The organism is Kriegella aquimaris (assembly GCF_900103215.1).
Lineage (GTDB): Bacteria > Bacteroidota > Bacteroidia > Flavobacteriales > Flavobacteriaceae > Kriegella > Kriegella aquimaris.
In genome coordinates this window covers 452091-471943 of sequence record NZ_FNGV01000003.1, presented here as the reverse complement: position 1 = coordinate 471943, position 19853 = coordinate 452091, and the positions used below count along the sequence as shown (strand labels likewise).

General features: G+C 40.4%; 16 protein-coding genes. 9 read left to right on the top strand and 7 right to left on the bottom strand.

Annotated features, from left to right (window positions below; genetic code table 11):
* Nucleotides 1-5: 5 nt before the first annotated feature.
* From BLS33_RS09835 to BLS33_RS09810, 6 genes are all read right to left on the bottom strand, one after another.
* The gene (locus BLS33_RS09835; RefSeq protein ID WP_089888013.1) at nucleotides 6-1055 is read right to left on the bottom strand and encodes an aminotransferase class I/II-fold pyridoxal phosphate-dependent enzyme; all 1050 of its coding nucleotides are present in this window, start codon (nucleotides 1053-1055) and stop codon (nucleotides 6-8) included.
* On the bottom strand, nucleotides 1055-2065 hold the full coding sequence (locus tag BLS33_RS09830) for a dipeptide epimerase (RefSeq protein ID WP_089888199.1): 1011 nt from the start codon (nucleotides 2063-2065) through the stop codon (nucleotides 1055-1057). The genes BLS33_RS09835 and BLS33_RS09830 overlap by 1 nt, the downstream gene beginning before the upstream one ends.
* A gap of 176 nt (nucleotides 2066-2241) precedes the next feature.
* Entirely contained in the window at nucleotides 2242-2976 is a 735-nt protein-coding gene (locus BLS33_RS09825) for a head GIN domain-containing protein (RefSeq protein ID WP_089888010.1), read from the bottom strand.
* Nucleotides 2977-3110: 134 nt separating this feature from the next.
* Entirely contained in the window at nucleotides 3111-4847 is a 1737-nt protein-coding gene (locus tag BLS33_RS09820) for a PspC domain-containing protein (RefSeq protein ID WP_089888008.1), read from the bottom strand.
* A 2-nt stretch (nucleotides 4848-4849) separates the two neighbouring features.
* Nucleotides 4850-5185: a PadR family transcriptional regulator gene (locus BLS33_RS09815; RefSeq protein ID WP_089888005.1), complete on the bottom strand. Its 336-nt coding sequence runs from the start codon at nucleotides 5183-5185 to the stop codon at nucleotides 4850-4852.
* A gap of 164 nt (nucleotides 5186-5349) precedes the next feature.
* Nucleotides 5350-5832, bottom strand: a complete 483-nt coding sequence (locus BLS33_RS09810; RefSeq protein ID WP_089888003.1) for a DUF4870 domain-containing protein — start codon at nucleotides 5830-5832, stop codon at nucleotides 5350-5352.
* Between the two features lie 132 nt (nucleotides 5833-5964).
* On the opposite strand from BLS33_RS09810, the gene BLS33_RS09805 reads away from it, so the two are divergent.
* From BLS33_RS09805 to BLS33_RS09795, 3 genes are all read left to right on the top strand, one after another.
* On the top strand, nucleotides 5965-6420 hold the full coding sequence (locus tag BLS33_RS09805; RefSeq protein WP_089888001.1) for a DUF4442 domain-containing protein: 456 nt from the start codon (nucleotides 5965-5967) through the stop codon (nucleotides 6418-6420).
* A gap of 185 nt (nucleotides 6421-6605) precedes the next feature.
* Entirely contained in the window at nucleotides 6606-7403 is a 798-nt protein-coding gene (locus BLS33_RS09800) for a TIGR00266 family protein (RefSeq protein ID WP_089887998.1), read from the top strand.
* Nucleotides 7404-7531: 128 nt separating this feature from the next.
* On the top strand, nucleotides 7532-8185 hold the full coding sequence (locus BLS33_RS09795; RefSeq protein ID WP_089887995.1) for a DUF2461 domain-containing protein: 654 nt from the start codon (nucleotides 7532-7534) through the stop codon (nucleotides 8183-8185).
* 16 nt (nucleotides 8186-8201) lie between these two features.
* Here BLS33_RS09795 and BLS33_RS09790 read toward each other — a convergent pair whose 3' ends face one another.
* Nucleotides 8202-8810 carry an RNA polymerase sigma factor gene (locus tag BLS33_RS09790; RefSeq protein ID WP_089887992.1) on the bottom strand — a complete coding sequence of 203 codons (609 nt, stop codon included), beginning with the start codon at nucleotides 8808-8810 and terminating at the stop codon, nucleotides 8202-8204.
* Between the two features lie 111 nt (nucleotides 8811-8921).
* On the opposite strand from BLS33_RS09790, the gene BLS33_RS09785 reads away from it, so the two are divergent.
* From BLS33_RS09785 to BLS33_RS09760, 6 genes are all read left to right on the top strand, one after another.
* Nucleotides 8922-10088 carry a FecR family protein gene (locus tag BLS33_RS09785; RefSeq protein WP_089887989.1) on the top strand — a complete coding sequence of 389 codons (1167 nt, stop codon included), beginning with the start codon at nucleotides 8922-8924 and terminating at the stop codon, nucleotides 10086-10088.
* Nucleotides 10089-10246: 158 nt separating this feature from the next.
* Nucleotides 10247-13630 (top strand): SusC/RagA family TonB-linked outer membrane protein, encoded by a 3384-nt coding sequence (locus tag BLS33_RS09780; RefSeq protein WP_089887987.1) that lies wholly within the window; start codon nucleotides 10247-10249, stop codon nucleotides 13628-13630.
* Nucleotides 13631-13647: 17 nt separating this feature from the next.
* Nucleotides 13648-15153 carry a RagB/SusD family nutrient uptake outer membrane protein gene (locus tag BLS33_RS09775; RefSeq protein ID WP_089887983.1) on the top strand — a complete coding sequence of 502 codons (1506 nt, stop codon included), beginning with the start codon at nucleotides 13648-13650 and terminating at the stop codon, nucleotides 15151-15153.
* A gap of 47 nt (nucleotides 15154-15200) precedes the next feature.
* The gene (locus tag BLS33_RS09770) at nucleotides 15201-16742 is read left to right on the top strand and encodes a sulfatase family protein (protein ID WP_176801365.1); all 1542 of its coding nucleotides are present in this window, start codon (nucleotides 15201-15203) and stop codon (nucleotides 16740-16742) included.
* Nucleotides 16743-16810: 68 nt separating this feature from the next.
* Nucleotides 16811-18385 (top strand): sulfatase family protein, encoded by a 1575-nt coding sequence (locus BLS33_RS09765; RefSeq protein ID WP_089887981.1) that lies wholly within the window; start codon nucleotides 16811-16813, stop codon nucleotides 18383-18385.
* A 63-nt stretch (nucleotides 18386-18448) separates the two neighbouring features.
* The gene (locus BLS33_RS09760; RefSeq protein WP_218129548.1) at nucleotides 18449-19822 is read left to right on the top strand and encodes a sulfatase-like hydrolase/transferase; all 1374 of its coding nucleotides are present in this window, start codon (nucleotides 18449-18451) and stop codon (nucleotides 19820-19822) included.
* Nucleotides 19823-19853: the final 31 nt, after the last annotated feature.

Below are 19853 nucleotides of genomic sequence, written 5' to 3'. Positions count from 1 at the left end.
TGAAATTAGCGGTAGTACCTCCCAATACATTGTACAAGATGGGCTATATCAGCTTTGGTGTGGCCCGCACTTAAAACAATTCGGCTCATGGTCGGGGCATTCTCATCTGGGTAATTGAAATCGGTAACGATAATCTTATTTTTCGTTAAAAAATGTGTCAATCCGCTATCTGAGAAACTAAAGGCGGGGTGGTTTTTCATGAATTTGAATTTCTCTGGATACTTTAAACTTTCAACAAACAGGTTTAAGTTTTCCTGTAGTAGCACCCTTTTTTTTGCATAGATTTCCTGAGCATCCAGTATGGTGGCAAGGGCGGCTGGCATAGCCGGACTTGCCCCACCGAAAAAAGCGGTGTTGGTCAGTTGGTCAATGCGCTTTTCGGTGCCAAATATCGCTCCGGCTTGTATACCTAAACCCTTCCCCAAAGAACAACATACCAATAATTCTTTGCTTCCTAAATCTTTTAGTCCTTGGTAAATACCGTTACCGTGTTGGCCCACAACTCCGATTCCATGGGAATCATCGACAACCAAAATAACTTTATCCAAGGGAAGCGATTGAAGTGCTTCAAAAGCAGGATAGTTATTCCCTGAAAAATCTATAGAATCTAATAGAACAAGAGGGGCTATAGTCGGGTTTATCATCAAGAACTCTGATAACGCAGCATGCAGTGCAGTGTACGATTCAAAAGAATTTGATTCATCGGTCGTCAATGCCGAATGGGTATTCGGAAAATAGAAAAACTTATGTTTTGCTGTACGGAGTGTTTGTGCCAATAGTTGACCGGCTAAATAACCCGAAGAGACCGTAATACAGGCTTGGCTGCCCACCCAGTTTCGTAGGTGTTGTTCCACTCGGTTATATATGGACAACCGGATATTCGATTTTCGGGAAGCCCCGTAATTCGTGCCGTATTTTTTGACGTTCTCAATAAAAACACCTTGAAATTCTTCGTCTGTTTGGAGCCCTAAGTAAGCCGTTCCTCCAAAATAAAGGTGCCTTTCACCATTTATAAGTAGTTCATGGCCTGGGAAATCTTCAATATGATAAGTCATTATCGTAGTGTTATACCACTTCCCCCTAATGTAGGAAAGATTACATTTCCATCGGATTCGATTTTGACCCCATCGGCAATATCGCTGGAAAGTAAGAGTGCACCATCCATATCAACATAATCCAATTGGGGTAAGAGTTGTGCAATGGCGGAGATCCCAACAGTTGATTCTGTCATACATCCGACCATAATTTTAAGGCCCATTTCCTTACCTTTTTTTATCATGCGTAGGGCAGGGGTCAGGCCCCCACATTTGGTGAGTTTTATATTGATACCGCTAAAATGAAGTCCGCACTTTTCTACATCGGTTTCCACAATACAACTTTCATCGGCTATGACCGGGAGTACACTTTTGTGCATAACCTTTTCCATACCTTCCCAATCATCGGCAGGTAGTGGTTGTTCTATAAATTCAACGCCCATATCTTTTAAGAGCGGTGCATTTAGAATGGTTTCCTCGGTAGTCCAAGCGCAGTTGGCGTCAATACGGAATATCGCGTTGGTGTGCTTTCTGAGTTCTCTAATAATGGCGATATCGTCTTTTGTACCCAATTTAATCTTGTAAATCGGCCATGGCATTTCTTGTATTTTTGCTGCCATATTTTCGATAGTGTCAATACCAATGGTATAATTTGAGGTAGGATAACTGTCAATATTTGTGTGCCAGATTTTATACAGTGGTTTTTTCAAAAGTTTACCGTAGAGGTCGTGCGCTGCCAAATCTAATGCACAAATGGCAAAATTGGTCAAGCCTTTTTCTACTAAGAATTGGTGGAAAATTTCAGGTTCGGTAAACTCAAAATTCATTATCTCATTTTGAATGGCTTCAATCTCGGCCGTCATGCTTTCAACCGTAATTCGGTAATAGGGGTTTGAAGTTGCTTCGCCATACCCCGTTAGGCCGTCTAATGAAAGACACACAATCAAAGTGTCTTGAAAATCGTGGGATTCGCGAGATATTCTAAAGGTATGTTTTAGTGGAAGTATGTACTTTTTTAAATGTAGCTGCATCATGTAAAGATATTCACGAATATAGCAAAAGACTTGCAAGCTTTCCAAAACCGAATGACGCTAATTTTATAAATTCGTGAAGAAGCAAACACCTGTCACGATTTTAATAACGTGACAGGTGTTTCTTATAAATTGAGAAGATTGAATAATTTTCTATTTCCAAGGTTTTATCATACTTAATCACGATAAGTAATACTTCCTGAAATATTCTTTTTGCCTTTTAATGAGGCATCTCCCGAATATGAAATATTACCGCCACTACTTGCATCTGCAACTAAAGATTCGGAAACATTAATCATTAAATTACCCCCACTACTGGCATCGGCGTGGCAAATTTTTGTTTCCAAATTTTTGGCATTTATATTACCACCGCTGCTTACCTCTATATCTGCATTTGTAGCATCTCCCGAAATGGTCAAATTAGCTCCGCTACTCGCATCAATTTCAATAGTATCGGCCAAAAGGTCAGCCTTCAATAGGGATCCACTACTTGCATCGATTTCAATGTCATTGCAATTAATGGTATGCTGAGTGATCAAATGGCTTCCGCTTGAACTTCGTAAAGCCGTGACCTCGGGTAACGAAACATATACTTTTTTGGTAGCCCTACCGATATTTTTAATAGCGTGAATTCTAAGTTTCCCATCTTTGATATCTGTTCCGATAAGGTCCATTATGTTCTCATCGGCTTCGACAGTGATTTCAAAGTCTTTTGCTTGGGTCACATAAACTTCCAAACCTTCTGAAGCCGATATTTTCGAAAACTCGTCAGTAATCGAGCGTGATTGTTCGGTAACTATTCCGTTTCCTTTTTCTCCGCTGCCGAAGTCGCCCATTTTTATATCAAATCCGCATGAATTGAAAAATAAGGCGAGTAAAAATGCGATTGTCAGTCGTGCTAGTGTTGTCATGATTGTTGTTTTTATGATGAATAATGTGTGATGCCGAAATAGCTTCGGTATAGGTGTAAAATTCTTCTTTTCTTACGAGTTGGACTACTTTTTAGTACTGAACTGTTCAATATAATGCCTGAACTGTACTGCAGCTAATTATCTTCTTTCGTTTTTATTTGTACTCCATTCTCATCAATTTTCATTTTAAAGGAATCTTTATTATCCTTAATATCGATATCTACACCTTCTTCGTTAATGATAATTCTGTTATTCTCCTTGCCATCTTCATCATCATCGTCATCATCTTTTTCTTCTGGGCAGTTCAGGCATATTAATTCACCATTTGCATCCATTCGCCAGAGATATTTAGTCATTTCACAGCCGTTCATATTTCGGTCTAAAGGAGCTCTCATCGTCCAACAACGATTATTGTCACTTGCATACGAAAGAACAGTGCCGACCGGAATTGCTAGGTTAATTTGAACTTCTTGATCTTTAAATTTGTTTGACCTATGGGTCGTCAAAAAATGATCTAGATAAATGGTGCTCCCTTCGGTCTTATAATCGTAAGCTATTTTTTCTGCAGTTTCACGGGCATCATTAAAAGAACTGCCACGGGCATCTTTTCTAATCCTGATTTGGGAAGACGAGGTGTTCGATTTTTCAATCTTGACCTGTACATCGTTAGATAAGAGGATATCATTGCCATCATCATCTTTATATAACATAATGTCGTCGATGTTCATGGTATTGAGAATACCACTGTTTTCTGGAGAAACCATTACCACTTTCAAAGTGTCGGGCTCGTTTATGCTAAAGAGTTGCTCTTTGGTAGTGGCGCTTCCCTCAAAGGCCCTCGCAGTACCTTGTTGAATGCCGAGTACGATAAGTGCGATAAGGCTTATCAACCAAAGGCCTAATAACGAAAATTTGGCAATGTTCCCGATTGATTTTAAGTTATTCACTAAAATTTTTAAACCTAAATACAGTAAAAAGAACAAGGGTATTGCCGATACAAAGAAAATAAAGAGCGACGCAAGCCAAATGGGGGTATTCGTAGCATCGGCCATTTGGTAAAAATCCATCCCAGGAAAATTCACTCCTTTAAAAATGCCCACTGTGAACAAGGCTACCAACAGCGCAATAATTCCGGCAGTACCTGCGATAATCAAGATGATACCAATGAATTTTGCGATGATTTTAAAAAAGAATAGTATGATTTTACCAATAGTATCAAAGAATGTTTGACCACTACTTTTTATTTTGTTGCCCATGGCATCATAATCGGCATTTTTGACTTTATCGGCGACGCCGTCAAACCCTTCCTTTACTTTTCTTTCAATATTGCTAATGTTGATTTCTTCCCCACGCATGTCCAATTTTTGTGAGGTAGTCGCCGCCTCCGGGATTAAAATCCATAATAGGCCATAGACCAAAATGAAGCCGCCACTGGAACCAATAGTCAAGATAATCCAAAGCAATCGCATCCATAGGGCGTCAACTTTGAAATAATGGCCCAAACCGGAAGAAACGCCCGCAATATATTTGTGATCGATATCACGATATAATTTCTTGGTTCGCTTAGGTTCTTTTCGAGATATCGGTTCATCTTCGAAAATATCTTCATCGATCATGTAATCTTCTGGTTGCCCCATGATGGCAATGACTTCATCGACCTCTTTTTCGGTAATGACCTGGCGCTCATGTTGCATTTTTTCATGAAACAGTTCTGCCAGACGTGCTTCGATGTCGGCAATGATTTCATCGCTGCCCGGGGTTCCGGCAAACGAACGTTTGATCGCTTCTAGATAATTTCGCAACTTTCGGTAAGCTTCTTCATCGATGTGAAAGAAGATGTTTGCGAGATTTATATTAACTGTCTTGTTCATTCTTAGTCGTTTTTAGTGTTGGTAACAAGATTTGTGGCACTTCTTAATTCGTCCCAGGTTTTGTCCAATTCTTTGAGGAACAATTTTCCGGTTTCTGTCAAGGTATAGTATTTACGTGGGGGGCCTGAAGTCGATTCTTCCCAACGATAATTGAGTAGCCCGGCGTTTTTGAGCCTAGTGAGCAAAGGATAGATTGTTCCTTCCACTACGAGCATACGCGCGTCTTTTAAGGTTTCTAGAATTTCTGAAGCATACTTGTCCTTTCCGTTAAGAATAGACAATATGCAATATTCCAGCACCCCTTTGCGCATCTGTGCTTTTGTGTTTTCTACGTTCATAGTTTCATTTTACTAATTGATTAACTGTTCGTTTTCCTGTGCTGAACCTGTTCTGGTATCACTTCAATGATTGGTGAACCGAGAAACAAGTTCAGGACAGTTTGATTGATGATTAAACTCCAAATGGTGTGATGAGTACCATATGCTTTTGATTTATGGTGTTCTTACTTTATAAAATTGATAGTAATAGGATATTTAAATGTCTGACCTTCAATGGTACGAATGGTGGCCAAAATGGTGTAAACGATATTTATAATAGAAAGTGCGATTTGTAATAGCCCGGAAATACCTAACGGTAATAACCATTTTCCAAAACGGAAATCATCACTATTAAAACTGATGTTCATGGTGTTAAAATTGTTTAGGCTGTCAAAACCAAAATGGCCCAAATCAAAAATGTTCGGTAAGAAACCGATAAAGAATGGAATACTTATAATTCCCAATACTATCGAATAGAGTAAAAGGCTGATTTGAAAATTCAGCGCTTGTTTACCATTGTCATCGACAAATTTGTATTCCGCCTTGTTGGCTGTCCATAATACTAACGGCAATATAAAATTTCCGAATGGAATAAAGTACTTTGAAAATGTCGATGCATGAATGATGGCGGACAAATTTCGTTCGTGTTTGGTCAATGTATCTGTCATGGCTTAGTAATTTCTTATGCAAATATATATCTAAAAGAAGGTACTATGCAAAACAAAGTACTAAATATTAACATAATATTAACGATTATAACTTAAAATAATTTCAATACTTTTGGTCTTAGATATAAGACTATGGCAACAAATACAGGGAAGTTCAATGCGTTTACCTTTTTCAATCTACCAGTAGCTTGGTGGTGTGGGGTACGCCTAAAATATATTGATGAGCAAAAGGCAATTGTCACTGTAAAGCACAGATGGTTCAATCAAAATCCGTTTAAATCGATGTTTTGGGCGGTGCAGGGGATGGCGGCCGAATTCAGTACGGGCACCATGGTTATCGCCAAGATTAGGGAAAGTGATAAAAAAATATCGATGCTTGTAGCCAGTAACAATGCGAGTTTTTCTAAAAAGGCCACGGGAAGAATCACTTTTACCTGTGAAGACGGTCACCTGATCGGTAAGGCCTTGGCAAAAACCATTGCCACGGGTGAGGGACAGACCTTTTGGATGAAGTCGGTCGGTGTAAACGAAGATGGGGTGGTGGTTTCGACCTTTAATTTTGAATGGACGGTAAGGTTGAAACGTTGATGATGGTTAATCGAATATCACTTTAAACGTTTATTTCACAAGCTTTCTTTCCATCTGCTTTTTGAAAAAATTTAAACTTTTTAGATGGAAGTTGTAACATTTTTGTTCGAATCATCAACTAATAACAACAAACCATTAACGAAAGATTCCCGCCTTTGCGGAAATTACATTAAAAATTCTAAAACATGAACGCACACGAAATAGACTACGAAATTTATGGTGAAGAAATGCAATATGTCGAAATTGAATTGGACCCGCAAGAAGCCGTAGTGGCGGAGGCCGGTAGCTTTATGATGATGGATTCCGACATAAAAATGGATACTATTTTCGGTGATGGTTCCAATCAAGATACGGGTGTCTTGGGTAAACTGTTTTCTGCAGGAAAGCGCATGCTTACTGGGGAAAGCCTTTTTATGACCGCATTTTTGAACGTAGGTCAAGGAAAAAAGCAGGTAAGTTTTGCCTCGCCTTATCCTGGTAAAATTTTACCCATTGATCTTTCTGAAAAAGAGGGCAAGTTTATTTGTCAAAAGGATGCTTTCTTGTGTGCGGCCAAGGGTGTTTCTATAGGTATAGAATTTTCAAAACGATTGGGTAGGGGGCTTTTTGGTGGAGAGGGCTTCATTATGCAAAAGCTTGAAGGTGATGGCATGGCATTTGTTCATGCCGGAGGTACTTTGGCAAAAAAGGTTTTGGGAGTTGGCGAGGTATTAAAGGTAGATACCGGCTGTATTGTTGGGTTCACTAAAGATGTAGATTATGACATCGAGTTTGTTGGAGGAATAAAAAATACCGTTTTCGGCGGTGAAGGATTGTTTTTTGCAACCCTGCGTGGTCCAGGAACGGTTTATATACAATCGTTGCCATTTAGTCGGTTGGCCGGTCGTGTCTTGGCATCAATCCCGAGAGGAGGGAAAGATAAGGGCGAAGGCAGTATTTTAGGAGGACTTGGAGATATTATAGGAGGTGATAATCGGTTTTAATCTTCGTATTCGCGAGAGTGCGAAGCGATTTGTTGCATTTCATTTGATATGATTATTGCTTAAAAGGCCATAATAAATAGATTGCGTCACTTTGTTCGCGAAGACGTATATCATAATTTTTTTGCTGAATGAATTACAAAAACTTGGTTGCATTTCTCAAAGAGCTACAAAAGAACAATAATAAGGAGTGGATGGATGCCAACCGAAAATGGTACACCGAAGTCCGAAATGATTTTATTGGTTGGTTAGATCAATTAAATGCCCAACTGGCCGAAATCGATGATGAATATTATGATACACCTGGTAAAAAGGGTATCAATCGCATCAATAATAATCTGATGTTTCACCCGAATAAGCCCATTTATAAAGATCATTTTGGTGCGGGATTGGACAAGCGTCCCAATACTGGTGATTTTTATATTGAGATTGGTATCGAACGATCGATATTTGCTGGCGGACTATGGCGGCCAGATCCCAAACGGTTACGAAGCATTCGCGATGCCATAGATTATGATGGTGAAAAGCTAAAAGAGATTTTGGCCAAAAAGTCGTTCAAAAAATTGTTTGGAACATTATATGCGGATGCAAAACTGATCAAGGCCCCAAAAGGGTACCGCAACGATCATCTTCACATCGATTTATTACGAAATAAAACATTTGCCGTGGCTACCGAATTTTCTACCAATGAGGTGTACAAAGATGATTTTGATAAAAAAGTAATCAGCGCCTATCGCGAAATGCTCCCGTTTCGAAGGTATTTGAACAAGGCAGTAACGGTATGAAAAGAAGTGAGCGCCTCTAGAATTTGGAAAAACCTTCTTTTTCAAATTCAAGCTTGCCGACAAAAAAGACTATAGCTTCAAACCTAGGACCTAATCTTTTTCGAAGAAACCGGAACGCCTTGGTCAACTGCGCCTCTATTGTTTTTTTCGAAATATCCAGATGTTCGGCTATTTCGATATTGGTTAAACCTTCTTTTTTGCTCAGAAGAAAAATTTGGCGGCATTTTGGAGGCAAGTCCTCAATGGCCTCAGTAACCAGGGCCATCATTTTTTGTAGCTGGCTTTCATTCTTTTCATCTATAACAAGTTCAAGGGCGGCAATGTATTTTTTCTCTAAAGCCATTACCGCCTTGCTTTTTCGGTATTGGTCTACAAATTCATTGTGAACCGATTTATATAAGTAGTTTTTAATTGAAAAATCAGGTTTCAACTTGCTTCTTTTTTCCCAAGTTCGCACCAACACATTTTGTACAATATCTTCAGCAATTAAATCATCTCGAATCAAACTATTCGCATATACGCATAAATTATGGTGGTATTTTTCAACCAAATAGGCATAGGCATTTTCATCACCCTTTTTTAGGCCATTTATCAATACATTTTGATATGAAAAATCTTTTTTCATACTGTCTATAACATATTATTTGATATAAATTTCTAGTAAATATGAAAAAAAAATGTGAAAAAAATAAGGGTTTCGCAGAATGGCTTCGTATAAAGATGAATCGAGTGACGAATGACGGAGAAAAAAATTCAGAAATTAATCGTTAAATATATAACCGCTTCTATCTCTGCAGAAGAATGGGATGAACTGCAGTTATGGTTGGCGCAGCCTGAAAATGAGAAGGTTTTTAACGATTTTGTAGAAATCAATTTTGTCATTGACCATACTATGAAAGCATACGACACAAAAAAATCAAAAGAACTTCTGCTGAATAAAATCAGACGGGATAAACGTCTTTTCGGTAAATACAGGTTCAGAAATGTACTTAAATATGCAGCCATAGTTATTTTTTCCGTCGGAATAGGATATATCATTCATCAACAAACGGCAAAAGAAGAAACGGTAGGGGCACCGATGCCCGTATCGAATTTCATTACTTTAGAACTTGAAGATGGAAACATAAAGGTCATTTCTGAAGATGGTACTTCTGAGGTTCGTGACGCCCTGGGGAATGTGGTGGGTAACCAAGTGGGTAATCAATTGGTATATAGCAATAAAGATAAGAGCCTTCCTGAAAAATTGGTTTACAACACGCTCAAAGTACCGTACGGGAAGCACTTTAAGCTGCAACTTTCCGATAGTACCATAGCTCATTTGAACGCTGGATCTTCATTGAAATATCCGATTAAATTTTTAAAGGGAAAAGAACGTAGGGTTTTCTTGACCGGCGAAGCTTTCTTGGAAGTAGCAAAAGATACCGAGCATCCTTTTATAATAAACGCAGATGATTTGAATATTAAGGTCTTCGGAACGAAGTTTAATATATCTGCATATCCGGAGGATGAAGTCAAAGAAGTGGTCTTGATCGAAGGTTCGGTCGGACTTTATGTCGGAGCCCAAGCATCCGATTCCGCTGCAACAACGGTATTGTCCCCTGGTATTAAAGGTCGTTACGACAATACACAAAAAAATATAACCACTGAACCTGTAATTACAAGCATTTACACTTCATGGGTACAGGGTGAATTGGTCTTTAGAAACATGACTTTTGAGAATATTCTCAAAAAACTGGAACGACAATATGATGTGACCATCATCAACGAGAATTCACAATTATCTTCCGTTGAATTCAATGCCAGTTTTGACGATATGCCGATAGGAAAAATACTGGAATATTTTAAAGGAGCCTATGATATTGATTTTACCATAATAAATGATAAAAAGATAATAGTAAATTAAAATGTAGCCTATGAAATAAAAGTCGAACAAAGAGGTCTGTCGACCGACAATCACTTTTTAGCATCCTATACAAAAAAATCGGAAAATGCGTCACCATTTCCCGATCGTGCAATAGTGATTAAACTAATTGAATAACCACAGTTAAACACCATAAAAATATGAAAAAACTTCTTGATCAAGAAAGAAGCTCCCATGGGATATTTAAACCAAGCTTAAAGATGAAACTTAGCATGTTGTTCATGTTCACGGTACTGCTGACCATGCAGGCGAACACCTCAAATGCCCAACGTACCAAAATAACGTTGAATTTGAACGATATATCCGTAGAAAGGCTAATTGATGAAATTGAAAGTAAGACCGATTTTCACTTTGTGTATCAGATAAAACAGGTCGACCTAAAACGCAAAGTGAGTATTAAGGTGAACCAAGAACTGGTTACGACTATTTTAGAGCGTATTTTTTCTGATACTAAAACCACACATAAGGTGGTGGATAACCAAGTATTTCTAAAAGAACGTATAGTTCCAACACCTTCAAATAGCGAAAAAAGCACACCTGACTTACCCGATTTACAAACGATTGTAACGGGTCAAGTAACTGATGAGAAGGGAACACCGCTACCCGGTGCGAATATTGTAGAAAAAGGAACCACCAATGGGGTTACCGCAGATTTTGATGGAAACTTTTCGATAGAACTTCTACAAGATGATCCCACACTGGTAGTCTCGTATATCGGTTTTTCTACTAAAGAAGTCCCGCTAAACGGGCAAACGACAATAAATGTTCAACTTTTGGAAAGCGCGGCAGGGCTTGATGAAGTGGTCGTAGTGGGTTATGGCGTTCAGAAAAAGTCTGATATCACCGGGGCCGTATCCAATATTTCAGAAGAAAAACTACAGAGTAGGCCGACCTCAAATTTTTCCGATGCATTACAGGGGAGAAGTAGTGGTGTACAAATACGACAATCCGGTGGTGATTTAGATGGTAAGTTTCAGATAGCCATCCGCGGGGTCGGTTCGGTAACAGGAAGCAATGATCCTTTGATCGTTGTTGATGGGGTTCCGTTGATAAGTGCTAGTTTTTCTACGATAAACCCCAAAGATATCGCTTCCATCGATATCTTAAAAGATGCTTCGGCCACGGCTATTTATGGTGCTAGGGCTGCCAATGGGGTAGTAATTATTACGACAAAAAAAGGCAAAGTAGGCAAACCACAATTGACCTACAGCTCAGATTTGAGTGTTGAGCACATATCGGAACGGTACGATGTAATGAGCACCGAACAACAAAGACTACTTTTTGTAGAAGCATTTAAAAATTCGAATAGAAGTACGGCCGTTTATGACGACCCCACCAATCCTATCTGGCAGGTTGATACAGATTGGCAAGATTTGGGCACACGCACCGGTATTCGGCAAATACATAATATCAACTACTCTGGAGGTACAGAGAATACGCAATACTCAGCTTCGGCGTCCTATCAGAATAGAACCGGTACACTTTTGAACACAGACCTAAAAACCTATTCGTTACGTACCAATTTGAGCACCCAAGTCAACGATTGGCTGAAAATCAGCACCAACATTACGGGTAGCTATCAACCTGAGAATTACTCAGATGGTGATGCATGGGGTGCTGCGGGCTACCGTGGTTTTGCATACCACCATAGTTATACACCGGCGTATGATGAAAATGGTGAGCTGACCAATATTAATACCGCATCAGCCCCTTATTTTGGAGCTAACTCCAACCCGTTGGTCCCACTACTATTACCTACACAAGAGCGAAATACGACTAGGTTGCTCGGTAACTTTCAAGCTAACATAAAACTTATTGATGGCTTGTTTCTAAACACGAATCTGGGTGGTGATTTAGTACGAATAGAAGGGTATAGCTATAATCCTATTTATGAAATAGGCCGAATGATCAACAATCAGGGTTCGGTAACGGTAAGTAATAATAATGATGCCAACTGGGTAGCCGATGCCACTTTAGATTATACTAAAGAATTCAACAAGCAAAGTTTAAAGTTGCTAGTTGGTGTTTCTGCACAACAGTTTTTACTGCGCAGAACGGCCGCATCGGGAACGGGGACAATCGATAACGCCCTGAACCAGTTATCTAACCAAACTAGTTTTAATAGTACGGGGAGTAATGTAAAAGGAGGTTTGGCATCTTCCTTTGCACGCTTGAATTATGGATATGACAATAAGTATTTATTGACGGCCACGGTGCGAAGGGATGGTTCTTCCCGTTTTGGACCTGATAAACGATATGGAACATTTCCTTCCGCATCGGTGGCATGGAGAGTTTCCCAAGAAAATTTTTTAAAGAACAGTACTATCTTGAACGATTTAAAATTCAGGGTTAGTTATGGTCTTACAGGAAATCAAAATATTGGAAATTTTGAATTTATTACCAAGGCGGCGCCTACACCTTATGTGTATGGTAATACGGTGGTGGTTGGTAACTCGGCTTCCAATATCGGTAACCCTTCGTTACAGTGGGAAGCAAATAAACAGTTGGACATCGGCGTAGATTTTGCCCTGTTCAAGAGTAGGGTTAGCGGTACCATTGATTATTATGATAAAAAGTCGGAAGACCTGTTGATTCAAAACCCGATTCCTTTAACCGCAGGAGTGCCCAATGCCCCCATTGTTAATATTGGGTCGGTACGTAATTCGGGTATTGAATTTGCGATTTATTCAAGGAACTTGGTCGGCAACTTTGCTTGGACTACCGATTTCAATATCGCCTATAATAAAAATGAAGTGTTGGACATTGGAACCAATTCCGCGGGAGAACCTTTGGAGATACCGGGGCAAAATATTCCATTATCGAATATTCCTTCCAACTTAACGGTTGCCGGACGTCCTGTAGGGGCTTTTAATATGTATATCTATGATGGGGTTTGGCAATTGGGCGAAGAAGCCGAAGCTGCTACTTGGTTCAACGCGGTACCTGGTGATCCTAGATATAAGGATATTAATGAAAATGGGGTGTTAGATGCAGGTGATCGAACTTTTGTCGGTAATCCACATCCGAAACTTATTGGTGGTCTAGACAATACATTTTCCTATAAAAATCTGTCATTGTCCATTTTTATGAACTTCGCAACAGGAAACAAATTGTACAATACGGCGAGAAACCTGCTTTCAAGAGGAGTTCCCTTTGTACAGAATTTTGCGGAAGCCTCGGATTTCTGGACCCCTGATAACCCTTCAGAAGTACCTAGGCCGTCACAAGGGGGTACCACAACAACCTTGGCGACTTTGGTTTCTACCAGATTCTTGGAAGACGCGAGTTTCCTAAGAGTTAAAAATGTGGCACTGACTTATGATTTGCCCAACAAAATTTTTGATAATTCTTTCATAGAAAGTGCGCAATTTACCTTTTCGGGCACCAATCTATTGACTTTTACCAAATACACAGGTTTAGACCCCGAAGCTTCAAGCAGGGAAAGTCTGTTGTCAGCAGGTATAGACTATACGCCTTATCCAAATACAAGGCAGTATAATTTAGGGGTCAAAGTAAGTTTTTAAATTAAATCAAGAATAAGATGAAAAATTATATAAAATATATAGGGCTATTTTTAATTGGCGCCACTTGTTTCAGTTGTAGCAATATTTTAGACCCAGAACCCGAAGGACAGGTAGCATTGGAAGAACTTTTATCTACCGAGGAGGGGCTTATTACAGGTGTAAATGGTGTTTACCAACCCTTGCAACCTATTTTTCAAAATACCATGATACAATTGGCCGGTCGTTCCAGTGACGATGGTTGGACATGGCGTAAAGAAACCGAATCTGATATTTTCAACATTGATGAATCATTCGGGTTGATACAGACCACTTGGGAGAATCACTACCAGGGTATTACCCGGGCAAATACCGTTCTAGAACGTATGTCTACAATTGAGGAGTTCTCAAGTGGAGAGATGAAAGCGTTAATTGAGGGGCAATCCAAATTTATGAGGGCTTTTTATTATTTCAATTTGGTAAGGTTTTATGGAGGTGTTCCCCTAATCATTGAAGAGATTAAAACACCCTCGGATGCAGAGTTACCGAGATCTTCGATCGAAGAGGTGTATGCCCAGATCAAACTCGATTTAAACGAAGCAATTACTTTGTTGCCGACATCCTATTCCGGAGGTAGTGGAAAGGAAGTTGGGCGGGCTACAAAATATGCCGCGATGGCTTTGCTGGCGACCGTAAACCTAGAGTTGGAAGAATGGAGTGCAGCGGTCAGCAACACTGAAGGTATTCTCGGAAATGGTAGCTTACTGGAAAACTATGCCGATAATTTTAACGGCTCTAATGAAAACGGTCCCGGTTCTATTTTTGAGGTGCAATACGGTGGCGAAACGGGAGCGACAACAACAACTTTACGAAATACGTTTGCCCCCGAAGCCATGCAGGGAGGTGCAGCGACCTTACCTACTGATGATCGGTTGAATGGCGAGGGCGGTAGTTTGTCTTCCGGGAATGGAATTGTACAGGAGTATGAGGAAGGGGACAAAAGGTTTGACGTGACACTTGCAGATTATGGTATAGACAACTTCCTTTTTCCTGATCAACCCAAAGGAAGCCTTCTGTTCGTAAACAAGTATTTGAACGATGTCGATCAACCACCGAACCAAAGTACTTGGAACTATCCTATCATACGATATGCAGAGGTGCTATTAATGCGTGCCGAGGCATTGAACGAAATAGGATATACAGCCAATGGCGAAGCCTTCGATCTTTTGAATGAAATTCGAATCAATGCCGGGCTTCCAGTTCATGATGCCACAACACTTACTTCGCAAGAAGAGTTTAGAATGGCAATAAGAAAAGAAAGAAGGGTAGAGTTGGCATTCGAGACCAAACGCTATTTTGATTTGAACCGATGGGGCATACTAGAAGCGCGTATTCAATTTCAAATGGATATTAAGGGCGAACTGACATTCCCTGGCAATCGGTTGATTTCTCATCCCGTTACGGGAAAATCGTATTTTTTATATCCGATTCCTTTGGTTGAATTTTCTAATAATGCCAATATTCAAGAACAAAATCCGGGGTATTAGTCTATTTCGAATAAACTTGAATTGTAATAATCAAAACACTTGAAGGTATGAGCAATAGCTTGGTCCGTGTGAGACTTAAAAGAATACCAATGGTCGTATGGATGTCACTCTTCGTGGTTTCCTGTGGCTCAAAAACATCAAAACCAGCAAATGAACCTATCAATGAGGTCAAAAAACCCAACATAGTCTATATTTTGGCTGATGACATGGGGTACGGTGATTTGTCAGCGCTCAATCCAGGATCGGGTATTCAAACTCCGAATATGGACAAAATCGTTGAAGAAGGCATGCATTTTACCGATGCACATTCCAATTCTGCAGTTTGCACGCCGACCCGCTATGGTATCTTAACGGGTCGGTATGCGTGGCGAAGTCGTTTAAAGGAAGGAGTATTGTGGGGCTATGACCCACCGCTTATTGAAGAAGACCGCACAACCGTTGCGTCATTTCTAAGTGCAAACGGCTATCAAACGGCTTGTATCGGAAAATGGCATCTGGGCTTGGGCTGGCATCCGGAAAATCCGGAAAAACCAATTGAGAAATATGAATGGGACAGGGTTTTTGAAAAAGATGCGAACAGTAATGTAGATTTTAGTAAACAAGTGAGCGGTCCGAATACATTGGGTTTTGATTATTCCTATATCATTCCTTCCTCATTGGATATGACACCTTACTTATATTTAGAGAATGAAAGGGCGACCGAATTGCCTACGGCTTATACCACTGGAAAAAGTCAAGCTAAAGATGGGAGAGGCGTCTTTTGGCGTGCGGGAGAAGTTGCCCCTAATTTTGACTTCCATAATGTGCTCGGTCATTTGACCGAAAAGGCCACTGATTTTATTGGGAAGCAAAAAACAGCAAAAGATCCGTTTTTCCTTTATTTTCCATTAACGGCACCTCATACCCCTTGGTTGCCCACTGATGAAGTAAATGGAAAATCGAAAGCGGGTCGTTATGGCGATTTTGTCACTCTGGTAGATATTACCGTGGGCAAGGTCCTACAGGCTTTGGAGCAGTCTGGGCAGGCTGAAAACACGCTCATTATCGTCACTTCCGACAACGGGTCAAATTGGACACCCGAAGACAAGCAACAGTATGAACATCGCGCTAATTATATCTATCGCGGACAGAAAGCTGATATTTATGAGGGCGGTCATCGCATTCCTTTTATTGTTCGCTGGCCAGGAAAAATAAAAGCAGGCAGTGTTTCCGATCAAGTTCTGTGTACTACTGATTTGTTGGCAACCCTATCGGGAATTGTCGAGAAAGATTTGCCTGAAGGCGCCGGGGAGGATAGTTATAATATGCTACCCGCGTTTACTGGAAATGCCCAAAAACCAATTCGTGATTATACCGTACATCATTCCTTAAATGGTTTTTTTGCGATACGAAAAGGTCCATGGAAACTTACAACTTCTTTGGGGTCGGGAGGTTTTACCAAACCTGATTTAATAGAATCTGAACAAGGGCAAGCGAATGCAACCTTATACAATTTAGAGGAAGATCCGCAGGAAACCGAAAACCGCTATGAAGAAAATCCTGAGGTTATCGAGGAGCTTATGGCCCTTCTAGACGATGCTCGAAAATGACATGAAATAGAGATATAAGGGTTTGCCGAACACTTTAATTTAGATGATTTTTTAATTCGATATCAGCCATGAAAAAATTACTTGAACTTTCTATATTTTGTATCCTAACAATTTTTCTAGGCGCTTGTGGAGAAAAGCAAGGAACAAAGAAAGAGGTAGCCAAGCAGAATGCAGATTCACCCAATATCATTATAATTTATGCCGATGATATGGGTTATGGTGATCTTAATATACAAAACCCCAATTCAAAAATACCGACGCCTAATCTTGATCAGCTAGCTTCGGAGGGTATGCGCTTCACTGATGCCCACAGTTCTTCGGGTATTTGTTCCCCAAGCCGTTATGCCCTGCTGACGGGCAAATATCATTGGCGAAAGCAACACGGTATCGTACAATCATTTGGAGAACCATTTTTTAATGATACAGACGTGACCCTTCCGCAGGTGTTACAAAAGTCAGGGTATGCTACGGCATGTATTGGAAAGTGGCATTTGGGGTGGAACTGGGAGTTCAACAACGAACCTTCGGGAGAGAAGATGCAACGTGGAAAAAAAATAAAATTCTATCAATCCCAAGATATAGATTGGAGCAAACCTATAGCTGGAGGGCCTTTGGACCGTGGGTTCGATTATTATTTTGGCGATGGCACCATAAATTTCCCTCCCTATGCATGGGTGGAAAACGATAGGGTTATGGAGCCCCCGACGGTGAATCAAAATATTCAAAACAGCAGCCACGCTACAAAAGAAGGAAACTGGGAATTTCGCCCCGGTCCCATGGTCGAGGGTTGGAACCCCTACGACGTACTGCCTACACTTACAAAAAAGGCTGTTGAATATGTAAATAATCAATCAAAAGATAAACCCTTTTTTCTATATTTTGCGTTGCCTTCGCCCCATGCACCTATCATTCCTAATGACGAGTTTATAGGAAAATCGGAAGCAGGCGGCTATGGTGACTTTATGGTACAGACTGATTGGGTAGCAGGGCAAGTGCTTAAAGCTTTAAAAGCAAAAGGTTTAGATGAGAACACCGTGGTTATCTTTAGTGCCGATAATGGTCCTGAAAAGTATGCTTTCGCGCGCGCCGAAAAATACGAACATTTTAGTATGGGTGATTTCCGGGGTTTAAAACGCGATGTATGGGAAGGGGGTCATCATGTACCTTTTATTGTAAAATGGCCGGGAAAAATTGAAGCAGGCGCGGTTTCTGACGAGGTAATATCGCAAGTCGACATCATGGCAACATTGGCGGCGGTAACCCAAAGTGAATTGCCAAAGGAAGCCGCACCGGACAGCTATAACTTATTGCCTGTTTTCAGTGGAAAGAATTATACTTCACCATTGCGGGAAGCTACGGTACATAATACTTTTGAAGATATATGGGGTTTACGTCAAGGGAAATGGCTCTATATCAATGCTCCGTCAGGCGAACATAGCAAAATGCCCGATTCTTTTAAAAAACTTCGAAATTATGAAGATTTTGAAACCGAAGGATTATTATTCGATATGGAGAACGACCCGGAACAGCGTTTGAATCTATTTACGCAGCATCCTAATAAAGTAGAAGAGCTGGACCAGTTGTTGAAAAAGTATCAGGAGCAAGGCTATTCCATTAATCGTTCCACTGTGCTGACAGAATAATTTATTTTTGATGTCTTGGACGTGAAAACTTCTGGTTAATAATTTATAAATAGCAAAGAATTTATGACGAAAAGCAGCCAATATAAAACAATATTCTTTTTTCTTGTTGCGATGTTTGCGTTGCACTGCCTTTCTGCCCAAGACATCAAAGAGGAAGAAAACGAGGGCGGCGATAGGCCAAATTTCATTCTTATTATGGCCGATGACCTAGGTTACGGTGACATCTCTTGTTACGGCAACACCATGATTAACACGCCGAACATTGATAAGTTGGCTTCCGAAGGAATACGGTTTACCGATTTTCATTCCAATGGAACGGTTTGCAGCCCCACACGGGCTGCTTTGATGACGGGGAAATACCAGCAGCGCACAGGTGTCTCGGGGGTAATCACGGCTGCCAATCACCGTAATGTAGGTTTGGCGATAGGAGAACTTACGATTGCCGATGAATTGAAGAAGTACGGGTATTCCTCAGGAATGTACGGTAAGTGGCATTTAGGTTATGCTCCGGAATTTAACCCAACCTTACAGGGGTTTGATAGTTTTAAAGGTTTTGTGAGCGGTAATGTTGATTATCATGGCCACATAGATCAAGAAGGGTATGTTGACTGGTGGGAGGGTGCCGATTTAAAAGCTGAAGAAGGCTATACAACAGACTTGATAACGCAATATGGCGTGAATTTTATAAAAGAAAACAATCCTCAAATTACAGGGAAACCTTTCTTTTTATACCTGCCACATGAGACGCCACATTATCCGTATCAAAAGCGGATCGATAAGGCCGTTCGCAAAGTTGGGGTGCGAGGGACGGCGTCAATTCCCCAGGACAGCATCGCCAATGTTTATAAAGAAATGGTCGAGGTGATGGATGAGGGCATTGGACAAATAATGCAAACACTCAAAGAAACGGGGCTTGATACCAATACAATCGTCATCTTCTGTTCTGATAATGGAGCTTCTAAGAACGGAAACAATGGGCGGTTAAAAGGATTTAAGGCCGAAGTTTATGAAGGTGGTCATCGCGTACCGGCCATTGCTTGGTATCCGAACAAATTTAAAGAAGGTACAATAACTGACGAACCTGTTATGACCATGGACTTCTTACCTACATTTCTTGATTTTATAGGAGAAAAACCAGAAAGCGAAGTAATTGACGGAATAAGTATTAAAAACCTGCTCTTGAAGGGGAAAGCACTTCCGAAGCGCGATTTATTTTGGAGTTTTAAGAACGATAATGCAATTCGCAGTGAAAACTGGAAGCTGGTATCCATTCAAGAGTCCGACACAGAAAATGTAGCTTTGTACGATTTATCCGAAGATATCGGTGAAACATATAATATGGCTGAATTAAGACCTGATTTGGTAAACGTGCTAAGGCAAAAATTAGGAAATTGGCAAAAGAAAGTTCGGTATGGAGTCAAGGAAGTTTCGAACTAGTCTGCATCCTTTTTATCATTTTATTTCGGGC

Bases quoted from the DNA above. Each gene is read 5' to 3' on its own strand.
- BLS33_RS09835 (WP_089888013.1), bottom strand. From the start codon at position 1,055: ATGACTTATCATATTGAAGATTTCCCAGGCCATGAACTACTTATAAAT.
- BLS33_RS09830 (WP_089888199.1), bottom strand. From the start codon at position 2,065: ATGCAGCTACATTTAAAAAAGTACATACTTCCACTAAAACATACCTTT.
- BLS33_RS09825 (WP_089888010.1), bottom strand. From the start codon at position 2,976: ATGACAACACTAGCACGACTGACAATCGCATTTTTACTCGCCTTATTT.
- BLS33_RS09820 (WP_089888008.1), bottom strand. From the start codon at position 4,847: ATGAACAAGACAGTTAATATAAATCTCGCAAACATCTTCTTTCACATC.
- BLS33_RS09815 (WP_089888005.1), bottom strand. From the start codon at position 5,185: ATGAACGTAGAAAACACAAAAGCACAGATGCGCAAAGGGGTGCTGGAA.
- BLS33_RS09810 (WP_089888003.1), bottom strand. From the start codon at position 5,832: ATGACAGATACATTGACCAAACACGAACGAAATTTGTCCGCCATCATT.
- BLS33_RS09805 (WP_089888001.1), top strand. From the start codon at position 5,965: ATGGCAACAAATACAGGGAAGTTCAATGCGTTTACCTTTTTCAATCTA.
- BLS33_RS09800 (WP_089887998.1), top strand. From the start codon at position 6,606: ATGAACGCACACGAAATAGACTACGAAATTTATGGTGAAGAAATGCAA.
- BLS33_RS09795 (WP_089887995.1), top strand. From the start codon at position 7,532: ATGAATTACAAAAACTTGGTTGCATTTCTCAAAGAGCTACAAAAGAAC.
- BLS33_RS09790 (WP_089887992.1), bottom strand. From the start codon at position 8,810: ATGAAAAAAGATTTTTCATATCAAAATGTATTGATAAATGGCCTAAAA.
- BLS33_RS09785 (WP_089887989.1), top strand. From the start codon at position 8,922: ATGACGGAGAAAAAAATTCAGAAATTAATCGTTAAATATATAACCGCT.
- BLS33_RS09780 (WP_089887987.1), top strand. From the start codon at position 10,247: ATGAAAAAACTTCTTGATCAAGAAAGAAGCTCCCATGGGATATTTAAA.
- BLS33_RS09775 (WP_089887983.1), top strand. From the start codon at position 13,648: ATGAAAAATTATATAAAATATATAGGGCTATTTTTAATTGGCGCCACT.
- BLS33_RS09770 (WP_176801365.1), top strand. From the start codon at position 15,201: ATGAGCAATAGCTTGGTCCGTGTGAGACTTAAAAGAATACCAATGGTC.
- BLS33_RS09765 (WP_089887981.1), top strand. From the start codon at position 16,811: ATGAAAAAATTACTTGAACTTTCTATATTTTGTATCCTAACAATTTTT.
- BLS33_RS09760 (WP_218129548.1), top strand. From the start codon at position 18,449: ATGACGAAAAGCAGCCAATATAAAACAATATTCTTTTTTCTTGTTGCG.